Annotated in this window: 7 protein-coding genes; all 7 read right to left on the reverse strand. The window is 37.7% G+C overall.

From position 1 onward, the window contains the following. Nucleotides 1–305: 305 nt before the first annotated feature. Nucleotides 306–1,520 (reverse strand): guanine deaminase, encoded by a 1,215-nt coding sequence (locus CLOAM_RS02085; protein ID WP_015424200.1) that lies wholly within the window; start codon nucleotides 1,518–1,520, stop codon nucleotides 306–308. Continuing rightward, the gene (locus CLOAM_RS02090; RefSeq protein ID WP_015424201.1) at nucleotides 1,517–4,186 is read right to left on the reverse strand and encodes a CRTAC1 family protein; all 2,670 of its coding nucleotides are present in this window, start codon (nucleotides 4,184–4,186) and stop codon (nucleotides 1,517–1,519) included. The genes CLOAM_RS02085 and CLOAM_RS02090 overlap by 4 nt, the downstream gene beginning before the upstream one ends. Further along, nucleotides 4,183–5,064 (reverse strand): Hsp33 family molecular chaperone HslO, encoded by an 882-nt coding sequence (gene hslO / locus CLOAM_RS02095; protein WP_044278820.1) that lies wholly within the window; start codon nucleotides 5,062–5,064, stop codon nucleotides 4,183–4,185. Before hslO ends, CLOAM_RS02090 begins: the two co-directional genes overlap by 4 nt. Further along, complete coding sequence (locus tag CLOAM_RS02100; RefSeq protein WP_015424203.1) at nucleotides 5,057–6,550, reverse strand: SpoIID/LytB domain-containing protein; 1,494 nt, start codon at nucleotides 6,548–6,550, stop codon at nucleotides 5,057–5,059. The genes hslO and CLOAM_RS02100 overlap by 8 nt, the downstream gene beginning before the upstream one ends. A gap of 102 nt (nucleotides 6,551–6,652) precedes the next feature. Then, nucleotides 6,653–8,689 (reverse strand): methionine--tRNA ligase, encoded by a 2,037-nt coding sequence (gene metG, locus CLOAM_RS02105; RefSeq protein ID WP_015424204.1) that lies wholly within the window; start codon nucleotides 8,687–8,689, stop codon nucleotides 6,653–6,655. Next, on the reverse strand, nucleotides 8,686–9,855 hold the full coding sequence (locus tag CLOAM_RS02110; protein WP_232502696.1) for an aspartate kinase: 1,170 nt from the start codon (nucleotides 9,853–9,855) through the stop codon (nucleotides 8,686–8,688). Before CLOAM_RS02110 ends, metG begins: the two co-directional genes overlap by 4 nt. A gap of 431 nt (nucleotides 9,856–10,286) precedes the next feature. Then, nucleotides 10,287–15,749 (reverse strand): C25 family cysteine peptidase, encoded by a 5,463-nt coding sequence (locus CLOAM_RS02115; RefSeq protein ID WP_015424206.1) that lies wholly within the window; start codon nucleotides 15,747–15,749, stop codon nucleotides 10,287–10,289. Between the last annotated feature and the right edge of the window lie 13 nt (nucleotides 15,750–15,762).

Genomic DNA, 15,762 nt, shown 5'->3' on the forward strand with positions numbered 1-15,762 from the left:
AAATTAGAAAGATTTTGAGATAGCGAAGTAGCAAGGTAGCAATATATTTTTCATATTATATTACAGTTATATAATACCATTATTTGAATAAATATTCTTTTGTCCTTACGGCGGAAGCAGGAATCCCTACAAGTTCTGAGAAGATAACTGCCTTTTTAATATAGAAACTATTTTATATAATTTGCAAATTTGTGTGGCAGGAAGAACTTATGGCATCAGGTATTGAGATCGTTATAAGTTATATGCTCCATAAAAATTTTCTCCCCAGTAAATGTTATCAGGGCGCAAATGAGTCCTTACTTAAATCATTCTTTATTTCTTCCAGCTACAAGTGTTTCCGTAAGAGAAAATTCCTGTCCGCAAAAAACAAGTTGTGAAATACCGTTATTTTTTAGAGGGTAATTTAAAGGTGGTTTAAGAAAGACAATATCCGCTTCTTTTCCTATTTCCAAAGAACCGATTATCTCATCTACACCAAGAAGTTTGGCACTACCTAATGTTATATGATAAAGTGCCTTGGCAGGTAAAACAGGATAATCGCTTTGACGATAATTCATCATCTTTGTATGATAGAGCATATTCAAAGAGGTTCCGGCACCTACATCACTACCAAGACCGTATTCAATACCTGCTTCCTCAATCTTTTGCAAAGGGAATTCTCCACTTTTCAGGAAAAAATTGGAATCCGGGCAATGCGCTATTTTACATTTATTTTCTGCCAACATTTTTATTTCTTCATCATTAAGATGAATACAATGGGCAAAAATACTGTGTTGAGTTAGCAAACCTGCTTTTTGATAAACTTCCGTATAACTCTTATACCCAAAGATTTCCTTCACCATCTCTATTTCTTCTTTGTTTTCAGAAAGATGGGTCTGAATCCAAGCATTATGTTCTATTGCATATTTAACAACCTCTTTCATCAGTTCCAGTGAACAAGTTGGAGCAAAACGCGGGGTAAAGATATAATCCAGTTTGGCATTTTTCCCGTGCCATTTTTCATAGAGCAGAATACTTTCTTCCAGTGTCTTATGACTGTTTTGTGGAAGATTTTCCGGGCAGTTCATATCCATCATCGTCATTCCGATTAAAGCTCTAATTCCTGTTTCTTGTGCAATTTCAAAAGCCATATCACAGGCAGAAAAAAAAGGTGCGGTATAAATGACGCAGGTTGTTGTGCCTGCCTTTAGCATTGCAGAAAAAAAATCTCGGCTCAGCTTTTCGGCATATTCAATATTTTTAGAGCGTTCTTCTTCCGGAAAAACATATTTATTCAGCCAGGGTAGTAAAGCTGGTTCGTAAAGTCCCCGAATATAATATTGGCTTAAATGCGTGTGTAAGTCAATAAACCCGGGCAAAGCATATTCGTTAGACCTGTCTTCATCTATTCTCCCTTGAAATTCCGATAGCGGTGTAATAGCAGATATTTTACTTTCTTCAATGCTGATAACCTGTTTCGGTAAAAATTGTATCTCTTCAGGGGAAATAGGATTAACGATGTTACAAAGGATGTTTTTCATTGTTCAACTTTCCTGATCTTGATTACTTTAGCTTTGCCAATGCCAAAATGCAGTTCCGGAGCATTCTGAGAACCGGTTCCTTTGGCACTGCAAAGTTCCCGTATAAATTTTTGTTTTTTATGAAAAGGCCGTTTTACAGTTATTTCCACCCTGGTGCCAAAAGCAGGACTATTAGGAACTTTGGCAAAATTCTCCGCTTTATTTTCCAGTAAGACAATATTGTTTTTCCAATAGGGCTTAATAAAAAGACCTTTATTCTTTGTTATTGTCCCATTATGCAATATCTTAGCTCCATTGCCACTGCCTACAACAAGGTCCTGTAAACCATCTCTATCTAAATCTGCACAGGCATTTCCCCAACCGTTATAAACCCTGGCTCCAGCAAGCCAGGTTACATCTTCAAAAGTGCCATCGCCTTTATTATGATAGAGATAGCTTCGTTCATTCTCATAAACGGAAGTGATAAACAAATCCAGGAAGCCGTCATTATCAGCATCAAAGAAAAGAGGATCGCTATGCAATTCGTCGTATTTTATTCCTGCCTGCGCGGTTACATCGGTAAATTGCCAATAGTAAATAGTGTCTTTTTCCACAATCCTATAAGTTAAGCCATCATTCCTCAGGAGCATACTGATATCGGAAATATCTATATAACGGGGATGAGCAAGGTTAGCAACAAACAAATCCAAATCGCCATCATTATCATAATCACCCCAGTCAGCTCCAATGCTGTGACCATAATATCCATTTTTATATGTTCCTGCTATGCCGTAAAGAGCGGCTACATCAACAAAAAGAGTATCTATCTGTTGCCAGCAGAAATTATGGCTCAAACGGTAGTTGGTTACATATATTTCCTGTTTTCCATCGTTATCAAAATCAGCAGGGGCAACTCCTCTTCCGGGTAAACCGGGATTATCAGTATAAGAGGGTTTGCGAAAGCCATAAGCATCACTTTTATCCGTAAAATAGCCACCCTCGTTTTTCCAGAAATAATCCGGAAAACCGCTCCGCTTCAGCCAGATTTCATAATTGGCAGAATAGAGTGAAGGGTAACCTTTTTGGTCAATATCAATCCAGGCAACAGCTTCTGTAGGATAAGTATCATCAATATCTCCGGCTCTTTCATTCACATTCACAAACCTTATATTATCCATATTTTTCAGCAACTGGTCACCTCTTCCTTCAGCAGAATGGCTATAGGAAACCAAATCTAAAAGTTCGTCTTTATTAAAATCGGCAAAAATGCCTCCACTGCTACTCAAATTAGCCAAACCAGCACTGTCCGTTAGCTCTGTAAACTTCATCTTTTCTTCATTTCTATAAAGGTATTTGCCGTTGAAAAGAATATCCGTAAAACCGTCTGAATTATAGTCCGCCAAAGCAACTCGTGTATATCCTTTGCCGTTAAGACCCGCATTTTCGCTTTTATCTTTAAAGCAGATTCCCTTATAGTTCATCATTTTGCGCATCCATTTTAGCGGTTCTTCTTTTATTTTAAGGTCGGTATGCAGTTTTGTTATCAGTGCCATTGCTTCTACATCATATCTATTACGGGGTGAACCTGAAATCAAACATTGGGTAAGATGTTCTGCCGCTTTTTGTTTATCTGTTTTCTTTCCTGTCAGTAGCAATGCTTTAGCTGTCCAGAAATGTTTTTCTGCCAGTTCGCCACGATTATTGTTACTGAATTGCACTTGAGCAAGTATTGCAAGCAGTTCCTGTTGTTGTTTCAGCTTATTTTTCTCCAGCATCGGGATATCCAATTCGTCACCAAAAAGTCCGTAGGGCTCAATTATCCTATAAAACAGCAATTTTGCCTGTTGTTGTAAAACTCTTGCTTTCCAATCATCAGCGCTATAAATATCATAAAGCAAGGTTTGTTCGCTATCCGACACAGCCAATGTTAAATATTGTTCTGCCAGTTCCAGCAGGTTTTCTTTACCTTCAAAATCCTTTCTGAAAGTGGGGGAGAGCAAAAACAGAGAAGCAATATATGCGGAAACAGGATCTAAATTAGCGCGTTGGGGCAGTGCCTTTATCATTTCTTGCCAATTTTTACGGTTGGCAAAATGATAAAGTTTATAGTATAAAGCAATAGAACGATAGCGGGAATGGGGATATTTCATTTCAAATTCATTCAACAGATTAAAGGCGAGAGAGTCGTTGCGCTCAATACTGATTTCATCAATCAAATCCTTTGCCATTGCTTCAATGATTGTGTTATACTTTTTGGTTGTGGCAATTTTGGCATATAGTTCTTCTTCACTGCATCTTTTTGTGTAGTAAAGCCAAACAGCACTATCCAAAGAATCGGTTATTGCTTCTGTGATAGCACTAAAATCATTATAGAAGGTTAAGGAATCAACTTCTTCCGTTTCACAGAGAATCAGCCACTGTAAAGCATCTTCCAAAGAGTTATAATTTAGCGCTAAACGCTTATGGCATTGTTTTGCCAATTCTGGTAAGTTTGCTCTATGGGAATAATTCAAAACCGTTTGCAGGTCTTCTTCATCTCCATATAAAACTTTTGCCTGAATTGTTTCGTCGTATTTCGCAAGAATCTGAAATTGTTCCTTAGCGCATAAAAAATTGATTTCTTCATTGGTAATGGCATAACAGCCGAAGGCAAGTAGAATAAAGATAAACAAATTGATATATTTCATTTTTGTTCCTGCAGTTGTTCAATTAAGCTCTGGATATCTTCAGAGCTAAAATTATATTCCTTATTGCAATAGAGGCAAACGGGTTTGATGCCTTCCTTTAGTGATTGCAGTTCCTCTTTTCCTAAAAGCAATAATGCCTTACTGAATAGTTCATAGCTGCAATTACAACGATAGGCGATTTCTTTTTCTGCGTTAATTTGCCACTGAAGTCCCTTGAACACAAAACGGGAAAGGATTTCGGGAATTGATAATCCCATATCCATCAAGTCGCTGAGATTGGGAGTTTGTGCTATATTTTCCTTAATCACATCAGCTATTTTTTTATCCGCATAAGGTAGCTGTTGAATAATAAAACCTCCTGCAGAGCGCACTTTTGCTTCTTTATCAATTAAGATTCCCAAATTTACCGCTGTAGGTATTTGTTCTGATTGTTGATAGTAGTAAGCCAGGTCTTCGGCAATTTCTCCGCTGATAAGTTCTATAGTGCTAAAATAAGATCTTGTTCCTTTTTTATCTTTGCTGATAGTTAAAGTTCCTTTTCCGACTGCTTTGCCTACCTTAAAGTTATCTTCTCTGGTTGCATAAAAGAGGCGGGGATTTTTTGTATAGCCACGCAGAAAGCCATTTTGCGTGCAGATTACAATTGCACCTTGAATATCACCTTCGCAATCTATTCTCATTGTAATTTCACTTTCCTCATCTTTCAAGTCCCAGGAAAGCATTGCTGCTGCTGAAATCATTCTTCCTAAAAGCAAAGTGGCAATTGGAGAAAGGTCATGTAAATCGCGAGCGGTTTGCACACAATTAGTACTATTAACGGCAAAAACCCGAAAATTATTGTTATGAACTGTACCGCGTAAAATGTAATCCTTAGTCATCAATCCAATCCTTGTTTATTGTTGTTCCCGGATAATAGTGCTGTAAAATTTCCTCATATTTTGTTCCTTTTCTTGCCATTCGCAAAGCTCCAACCTGACACATTCCAACTCCATGACCTGCACCTCTGCCTTTAATTTTTATATTTGGCTTGGGGATAATTATTACAGTACCATTAGCAATTTGGTAAGGACCTTCAATATAAAAGAACGACGAAAGCAGGTTTCCGAAAACCTGACGGATTTGATATTCGCTATTTAAGCTAATTGTCTCATTTCCGATCAGTTTTACTTTAGTGATGCGTCCGGAAGAGCCGCGCTGAAGAATTTCAATTCTGCTGATGGAACTTAAACCTGCATTTTTTGCCAATTGATTAAGTGAAATGGATTTATGCCAGGAAAGCGCACCGCGTTCCCAGGAACTCATTTCTTCTTCTGCCAAAGGTTTATCTATCCACTCGCGAGCATCTTTTTCTTTGCTTAAATCAAAGGAATTAACTGCATTGAGACAGGTGACACCTTTTAAATAATCAATCGGTTTACCTTTCCAGATAATATCAGCTGCTTCCGTTTTTCCTCCACAGCAACTATGATAGGTTGTTTCAGCAAGATTTCCGTTATAAAACAAAACCTCTGAAGCACATTCATAAACAGCTTGCAGGATTTGTTCATTCAGCAAATATTTTCCTTTATAAACCTGGCAGTGAGTAGAATTGCATAAATCGTAACCATCGGTTTTATGTTTGTTATTCAATAGCAAAGTTAGGGCATGAGTTCTTGCTGCAACTATTTGTGCTTTAAGTGCTTCTGGGGGAGCATTGTCACCAATTTCATTTTGCACTACTCCGGCAAGATAGGTCTCTAAAGGCAATAATTGATTCAAGATAATCTGTTTTTTTACGGTCTTGAGAATAAAATCGCCGCTATAATCATAGCTATCTCGGTTAAAATAGATTTCTTCCTCGGAATGAATTTTCAGGGGTGTTTCCATATAGCAAAGATTTCCCGTAGCATCTTGAATCTGAACAGTGGAATTAAGCAATTGCACTTCTTTGATTTTATCTATAGGAATACCCTGTTTAGAGGCATATTGTTTTGCCTCTTCTTCCGTAGTAAAACTTTCCGGCAGAAAGTGTTGAAGCTCCTTTTTAATTTTCAGGCGGGAATTTTCCCAGGCAAAAAAATCCCTAACTACCGCTTGTTCATCATCCTGGGCTGCATAAACAATCTCTGTAAAGTCCAGAATAGCATAATGGACAAGGGTTTCCGGATTCATAATGTTAATTGTGATAGCGGAATCAAAATTGCGCGATATTAGTCCATCCGTTTCTGCTATAGTTATATTGGCATTTTTCCCTTTGGGAGTAATAGTTAGTTGAGGAGAAGCAGTTAAATTGATTTCCAGGTTGAGTTCACCTTTTATAAATTGGGCTCCAGCAAGCAAGTTAAGACAAAGTAGCAGCAAAATTATCAGGTAGTTACGCTTCATTTCTCTTTATGCTATCAAAAAGAGGTTGTCATTCCTGCGGAAGCAAGCATCCAGATAAAATTGAGTAAAATAAACACATTTTCAAGATGAATACGATATAAATTATTGCACAACTGCACCAGGAATTCCTTCTCCGTCAGGAATTAAAAGCAGTAATTTTCCGTTGGAATCGGCAGCCAGAATCATTCCCTGCGAAGTTATTCCTCTAATTTTTCGCGGTTCAAGATTTACCAGCATTAAAACGGTTTTACCAATTAAATTATTTGGTTCGTAATCAACTGCAATTCCGGCAATCAATTCGCGTTGTTCAATGCCGATATCTACCTTTAATTTTAACAGTTTATCCGTTTGAGGAACTCTTTCTGCGGTTAATACTTTGGCTAAGCGCAAATCCAATTTGGCAAAGTCATCATAACTGATTAACTCTTTCAGCGGAGCTATTTCCGGAGTGTTAAAATCCGATTTGTCACCTTCATTTATTATTGCTTGTGAATGCAGTTTGGCAATCTGTGCTTCAATTTCTTTATCCTCTATTTTCCGGAAAAGGGGTTTAATTTCGTTTAAAACGATATCTCCCAATAAATTATATGCTTCGCTGAACTTGCAATTATCATCCAAATTCATCATCTGCCTTAAATACCGCATAGACCTTGGCATAATTGGACTAAAGGCAACGGATATTTTTGCCAGTAAATTAGAGCAAACATAAAGTGTTTCGTTAGTTGCATCTCTATTTTCTTTCAGCTGTGCCCAGGGCTTGTTTTCGTCAAAATAGCGGTTTCCCAACCGAGCTATATCCATTATCAGACGCGTATTTTTCTTCACTTGATAGTTCAGATAATTTTCCTCAATTTCTTTTAAGAGCTTATCTGCTTCAGCTATTGCCTTATTAGCCGTTTCACTTAAGGCGCAGGCAGTTATTTTACCCTCAAAATTCTTGTTAGCAAAGGCAAAAACCCGGTTGGCAAGGTTGCCCAAGGTATTATTCAGCTCAATATTTATCTTATTTTGAAAATCCTTAAAACTGAAATCGGAATCTTGTCTTTCGGGAGCGTTAACTGCCAAATAATAACGCAGATACTCACTGTCAAAATCCTGAATGAATTCGTCTACCCAAATTGCCCAATTCTTACTGGTAGATATTTTTTTTCCTTCCAAATTCATAAATTCATTTGCCGGAATATCATAAGGCAGGCAATAGATAGTATCCTGTCCCATCAGCATTGAGGGCCAAATAAGCGAATGAAAGATAATATTATCCTTTCCGATAAAATGAATTAAACGGGTTTCAGGATTTAACCAATATTCCTTCCATTTTTCCGGTTGACCTATTTTTTCTGCCCATTCCACAGTAGCTGAAATATATCCTATGGGAGCGTCAAACCAAACATAAAGAACTTTGCCTTTTGCTTCGGGAAGGGGAACAGGAACTCCCCAGGATAAATCCCTGGTAACGGAGCGTTCAACTAAACCCTGGTCAAGCAAACCCAGAATAAAATTCCGCACATTTTCTTTCCAATAGTCCTTTGTGGCAAGCCAGCGTTTAAGTTTTTCGCGAAATCCTTCCAGTTGCAAAAACCAGTGTTTGGTCTCTTTAATTACGGGAGTTGAACCGCATATTTTACATTTCGGCTCAATCAAGGTTGTCGTTTCGTAAATTTGACCGCATTTATCACACTGATCACCTCTTGCATCTTCAAAACCGCAAAGGGGACAAATTCCTTCCACATATCTATCAGGGAGATAGCGTTTATCTTTTTCGCAGTAAAACTGGAGCGTGTTTTTGGGTTTGATATAACCCTTATTATATAATTGCAGAAAGAAGTCAGCAGCAAGTTTATAATGAGGGGGACGGGAAGTTCCGCTGAAATTATCAAATTCAATACCGATACCCTCAAATGCTTTTTTAATACTATTATGATAATAATTTACTACTTCCTGAGGTGTAATTCCTTCTTTATCAGCTGTTATGGATATTGGAGTGCCATGTTCATCCGTTCCACAAATGTAAATAACATCTTCACCCTTCAAACGCAAATAGCGAACAAAAATATCTGCCGGTAAATAAGCCCCGGCTAAATGTCCGATATGCAATTTTCCATTAGCGTAAGGAAGGGCGCTGGTAACTAAATATTTCATACCTGTTCCTCAATATAAATTTTATGCAGGGTTTTTACCGCTGCGGCACAATTTTGGTCTGGCAGTAGAAGTTCTATGCTTTGTTCGTTATTAAAGCTCCGCAGGATGTTAAAATTTTGGCAGTTTTCCATTACAGTTGCCAAAAAAGCAGGGTCGTGACCTAAACCCAATCCGATAAGATTTACAAAAGCCAAATCGCCTTTTTTGCTGATTGGCTTTGTATTTCTTTCCTGCAGAAAATAGTCCACTTCCGTTTCATATTTGCTTTCTACAAAAAGTTCCAGAAGACCTTCATTGACAAAGCTTTTATAAATTTCATAATACCAGTCGCTAAGAGTTTTCAGCACTTTTACATTAAGCGGGAAAGTATATCTCAGTAATGCATTTTTATGAGCAATAGCAGTCACCTTGCGTTCTTCCATATTATTTTCCTCATTGTTTTCTGTCATTTTATTGGTTATCAGCGAACCGGGTGCAAAAGTGAAAGATGATTTTACTTCCACTTCCACACCGTATTTAAGAGCGTATTCCACAGCTCGGGGATGTAAGACCTTAGAGCCATTATAACAAAGAGTTAACATCAGCTCCGGGCTGATTTGTCTCAATAATTTCGGCTTTTCCACAAGCTTGGGATCAGCAGTAAAAACTCCGTCCACATCTGTATAAATTTCGCATTTATTTGCCTTTAAATAACAAGCTAAAGCAACTGCAGAAGTATCAGAACCGCCACGTCCCAAAGTAGTTATTTCTTTACTGGTGCTAACACCTTGAAAACCCGCTACAATAACTACTTTTCCCTTTTCCAGTTCTTCTTGTATGCGAAAGGCATTTACTTTCAAAATCCGGGCATTACCATGCTTTTCATCGGTTATTATTCCGCTTTGAGAACCGGTAAATGAAATAGAGGGAATTCCTTCTTCCATTAAAGCTAACGACAATAAACTCATACTGATCCGTTCACCAGCCGTCAATAACATATCCAATTCCCGACGCGATGGATGCTTGGAAATCCCGTAAGCTAAAGAAAATAGTTCATCCGTTGTTTTAGCCATCGCCGAAACAACTAAAACAAGACCTTCTCCTTTGTGGTATTCACTGGTTAATCTATGAGCTATGTTACGGATTAAATCAATGTTACCAACTGAAGTTCCGCCGAATTTTTTCACTATTATTGCCATATCTTTCTTTATTTCAAGATTTGTAGTTGCTGTCAAGGAAAAAAATCTTGCTTTCTTAATAGCATTGCTTTAGCATTACGGACTCATTGCTAATGCCATTAGTAATGGGTAAGCAATGGGTAAGCAATGCTATTAAGGAAGAAAATGGAATTATATTTATTTAGTAGGAGTTAGGAGAATTCCTGCTTTCTGTTTTAACTCACAATTTTTTATTTGGGAAACCATCTATAGCGCGGTTGGAAGTGAAAAAGCAAGAGGACTGTTTATAATTGGGAAAGCAGGTGAAAATTGTAAGTCAAAACTTTCTCGCAGGTGAAAATTGTGAGTCAAAACTTTCCCGCAGGTGAAAATTGTGAGTCAAAACTTTCTAAATCATAAATTTTCCAAGTTTTCCCTGGTATCCCTATTAAATTCACTCTTCATTTCAAGAGGAGCATTTTTTTTATGCAGGAATAATTTTTACTTTCCAGCCGGTAGAAATACATTCCGGAAGCCACATTGCGGTTGTTGTTATCTTTTCCGTTCCAGACAATTTGATGCATTCCCGAAGGTAAAACTTCGTCTATCAGCTTTTTCACCAGTTGTCCTTTAATGTTATATACATAAAGTTTAGCCGGAGCCGTTTCCTGCAAAGTAAATCTGATAGTTGTTTCCGGATTGAAAGGATTAGGATAATTATTTAACAATTGAGTTATAAGAGCAGGATTCACATTATCTTCAATATCTGTAAGATAATTGTAGTGCAAAATCTCTGAAGGCATACTGCTGCCCTCCGAATAAACGCAAACCACATAAAAATAATAATCCGTGCCTAATTCTCTTAATGTTTCCGTATAAACAGACATATCGGTAATTCCTGTCAATGCAAAAGCTCCGGCATTAATTCTACGATAAATTTCATAGTGTATTAAAGGAAATTCCGGTTCAGAAGGAGGATTCCAGGTAAGGGTTAAAACGCTATCGGCTACCATATAGCTAATTCCCGAAACGGGAGCAAAATAACCCAGATAAAAGTCCTGCTGAACTAAAGGGTTAGCCAGAGAAATTGTGATCACAGTAGAAGTAGAATTTTTATAGCCATCTGCAGAAGCCCAAATTGAATGCGAGCCAATAGGGAGATAAATTGCGTAGTTTCCTTCATTATCAGGATGGCTAATCCAGGAAGCGGAATTTTGCACATTAACTATGCTGAAATCAATAGCAGAATTACTGCTGGTTACCGTTCCGAAAACCTTTCCCGCAAATTCAACAAAACCTGTAGTGCGAACATCATCTATAAACCATCCATCTCCTGTAATACCACTATCACTCGCAAAAGTAAAACGGAATTGAACACTCTGATTGGCATAAATTGAAAGATTGAAACGGGCAAAAACCCAGCCACCACTGTTTCCACTATAACCTGGCCCGTTTAACACACTCAAATTTGCGTTTGGATAACCACCTACCGGAGTAAGCAAAGTCCAGGTTGTTCCCCCGTTTGTAGAAATTTTAACATTGCCCCCATCATAATTTGCTTCTGAATTATAATAATGCCAGAATTCCAGCATAAAATTGCTGCCGATATAAACACTCGGTGTAGTAAGCTGGTAATTAGCATTATTAGGATAAGGACTATTCAATCGTGTTCCCCAGACCTTAGTTCCGGAATGAGCTCCGACAACAGTTGATTGACCCCATTCCCAACCGTTGGATGAAGGATTGGGAACAAAATTTCCGTTATTATTTTCAAAATCGGCATTCATACCTGTAGTGCCTACACTTAAAACCAATTGCTCACTATGAACACTTGTAAAATCAGCCAAATATGTAAGATAGAAAGTAAGATTATTCCCAACTAGCACATTCGGAGAAATAGTTATATTATATATTGCCTGACTTATTCCGCCTGCAGGTAAGGAAGAAATAATGCAGGAATTGTTATGAACAGTAACATATTCCGAAAGGCAAGTGATTGTGCCACTAATATTAGTAGCGGAAACAGGAGTGGTATTGGCAAAGTTGATAATCAAATCAAGTGTTTCACCCGGATCAATAAGTCCGTTTCCATTTCCTGTAATGCAATCATTCATATACATTCCACTATATTGTATATCAGGTTTATGAACAGTAATATAAATAGGAAAATCCCAGCTGTTATCTGAAATGCTGAGATGCAAATTGATGGGGATTTCAGCTGCATCGGGACAATTGGCATCAATTTGAAGAGTAATTGGGGTATTATTTATCGCTGTTGCATCTCCTAAAATATTACTGTAATTGCTGATAGCATTGAGCAGAACAGCATATTCGCTTGCACAAAAAGCACTTAATTGAACTTGTGTAGCTGTGCCTAATCCTATATTCATTAGTTCAATACCCAGTTCAATTGTTTCTCCCGGTTCGGCTATCCGATTAAAGTTGGAATCATTTATAATTACTTCATTCAGTACCAGAAAAGGTGATTCGTATAAAACAGGAGCCGTAGTAATCAACAGAGCTGAAAAATTTGTTATGGGAGCTGCTGCACTGGGATATTGATTGTTAAAAGTATATTCCAGCCCTATAGTATTCGTATGATCTTTAATTCCGATAGTGCAGAAATTGCCATGCGAAGGACTGTATCCTCCCTGCCCGATATCCACATTATTGAAATCCTGATATTGAAATTTAACCATTCCCTGCCCCATTGAAGTAGGATAGAAAACGGGATCATAAAAAATAACTTCAAAGGTCTCCAGAGAAGAACGATTGTATCCATTACGCATTTTGTAATATTCAATTATAAAGTAATGATTTTGGCTATCGTAATATTTATATATTCCAGCATCACTAATTAAACACAGATCATCCCAAAAAGGAGCCAACATTGGAGAAGGACCATAACCGCCAGGAAGATGATAGTTCCGAAATTCGCCATTTTCAGTAAACCCCATTACTATAAAACCATTCACGCAAACTGTAATTTGATTGTAGTCAATGCCATAAAAAGGAAAAGTGAAAGGCAAAGCTATTTGCTGTAAAGTGACTGCCCCGGTTTGATCTCCTTCGTCAGTTGAAGAACCGGGATCGGAAAAAGCGGTTATTTTTGTTCCCGCTCCTCCCAAGGAAGGATTGATTTCTATCCATTCATAAACGGGACAATCAGGATAAGTGGTATCGGTTATATCATAAATAAAATAGCCGAAAGCATCGGGTCCTAAAGGTGTGTGAGAATTAACACTGCCTATTTGAATGTTAAACTCGGTATATTGATCAAAGCCCCATTCGTTATATAGGTGTAAACGCAACGGCATTTGCATTCCAGGAATCAATAAAGGTCGGGCAAAGACCTCAAAACCTTCTACAGTAATTCCCAAACTGTTTCCCAAGATGGAACCCACATAAGAAGTAGAATCCGTAACCGTTATCAGATCGTTCAAAGAAGATAATTCGGCATAAACATCAAAGACAGGAGCAATGGAATTATTTTTAATGGTTAAGGAAAGAAAACCATTTTCACCCGGATCAAGAATATTATTTCCTCCTGCAGATATTGAAGAGTTGTGAACAAGCAACAAAGCATTATAGATAACAGTATGAAATACAAAGGAATATACATTTTGATCAGCAGTTGTTAATTGCAATGTAAAACGCACATTATGCTGAGCAGGTAAATTGTTTACTATGCTGAAAGTAAATACAGAATTAGACCAAAGCGTGGCATTACTGCCAATAGCGTCAAAACTGCTTTCAGAATTTAAAATAGTAATATAAGGATCATCGGCAGAAAGAATGGCTGTTGTTGCTGGAACTGTTGCTGAAGTTGTATTTTTAATTTCCAAGCTTAGAGCTATGGTTTCTCCTGCAGTAGCAAAACTATCGCCATTACCGTAACTGCCATTAGTGCCGTTATCAATAACTATTTTGTTTAAATAAACAAGAGAACCTGTAGGGTCAATTGTTACAACTTTTTGGAAGGGTTTATAATTATGTTTGGAAACGGTAACCGTCAGCTCATTTAGCACCCCGCCTGAAATATTGATAGTTGCCTTACCTTCACTGTCGGTATAATCTCTGCCAACTATAATATTCTGGGCAGGACTATAAAGTGTTACACAGGCATCTTTTACTCCCGTCCCAGAGGAATTTGTAACTTCCACATCCAAAAGATTACTGCCTAAAGGTAAAATATCTGCACAAGTGAGGTTAAAAATATCAGGAATTTGAGTAAAAACCTCTACCGTAGGGTCTCCCATTAAATTACACCAGTGGGCAAAATAATTCGCCTGTTGATCAAAAGTAGAACCATAAACCTGCTTAATATATAATTTGGCATTTAACAATGCTTCTCCCATACTGCGCATTCCATAAGTAAAAATCCCGTCATAAATTCCGGCATTCAAACAATTGTTAAAAGTAGTATGAGTTCCACTGGTAGCCATTCCAATTGCTGTAATTGCTCCAGCAGGAGCTGCAGAAGTTCCTAAACGAATTAAATCCTCAGTGGTAGCATTACTATTTTCAAAATTACCGGTGCTACAGGTAAGAATTGTAGAATGAGGCAGCTTATTTCCATTGATCAAACTGGCGGATGGACTCCAACCACTCAGTCCTAACCAACCGCGATAATTGAAAAAGGCAACTCCCTGATTAAAACCATTGTTAATATAGGCAGGAAATCCGCTGGAATAATTCTCCAGAAAAGTATAATCGGGATTTGTTCTTTTTGCCAATTCCTTGATGAATTTATTTACATAGATGGTAGAAATTCCACTGTTACCAGGGTCTCCAATCAGCAACATTTTATTTACCCAGGCACCTGCATTTCCGGATACATTGATATTCTTTTCCACAGCATAAATTTTAGTAAAAAGCACATCCAATTGACTGATATTTTCTGCTGAAATTCTACCGATAAAAGCGTCTCCCAAATAATCGTTACCCGCTAAAAAAGTATAAGGATAATCCCCTTCACCTCCATAAGTGGACATTTGTTCAGTATATGTAGGAATGGTATAACTTCCGTTAGTATCACCTAAAAGGATAATAAAATCGGGACGCGTAGAAGGATTATCATATTGCGTTTGGATATAGTTCTTAATTGCCTGAGTAGAAGCTCCTCCGGTTTCAGCTGTGCTTACAAAATTTACATCATAACCCTTTTGCCTTTTCCAGGCAACAAATTCATTCAGTTTGGCAGTAAAAATAGGATCGGTATTGTTGCCATAAATCAGAAGAATTCTGGCAGGTTCAGGCGCTAAATTGGCATTCCGGTAATAATCAAAATTGGCAATCATAGATTCATAAAGATTGGTGAAGGCATAAGAATAGCCGTTGTATTCATCCATTTCATTGATTCCCGGTCTGTCCTTAATCTCTATTTCAACTTCCATCTGTTTTTGGATTTTCAGTTCTTGCGTTTCTGCTACATAATGAACCGGATTAAGAGTAATCTGCACAACCCTGAAATCACGGATAATTTGGGGTTGACTATAGCTGTAACTATTTGCAGGATATAAGGAAGCACTACGATAAGCTATTTTGTTATATTCGCTTGCAATTTCCTGTTCTTTTGTGGCAAAAACCGGTTTAGGAATAAACCCCTTTTGGGTAATAATCTCTCCTCCGGTCACTTTTATTTCTATATCTCCTTTTGGAGGAATAGCAATCCAAGCAGAAAAAACGGGCAATTCAGGAAACCCTGTTTCCGCTGTTGTTTCTGCACCTTGCATACTCAGAATTTTAAAGTTGCTGTTATCAATATCTTCAATATGCAGTTCGGGAACCTGTAATTGCAGTTTTATCTTTCCTGCATTCTGAGAAACCACGGAAAGGGGTTTTTCTATCGGAATAATTGTTTCTGCAAATAAAGCACTGAACAAACACATCAGGATTAGAATGGCGATTTTAGTTGTTTTCATCTTCCGTAAACCT

The sequence above is a fragment of the Candidatus Cloacimonas acidaminovorans str. Evry genome (assembly GCF_000146065.2).
GTDB classification, from domain to species: Bacteria; Cloacimonadota; Cloacimonadia; order Cloacimonadales; family Cloacimonadaceae; genus Cloacimonas; species Cloacimonas acidaminivorans.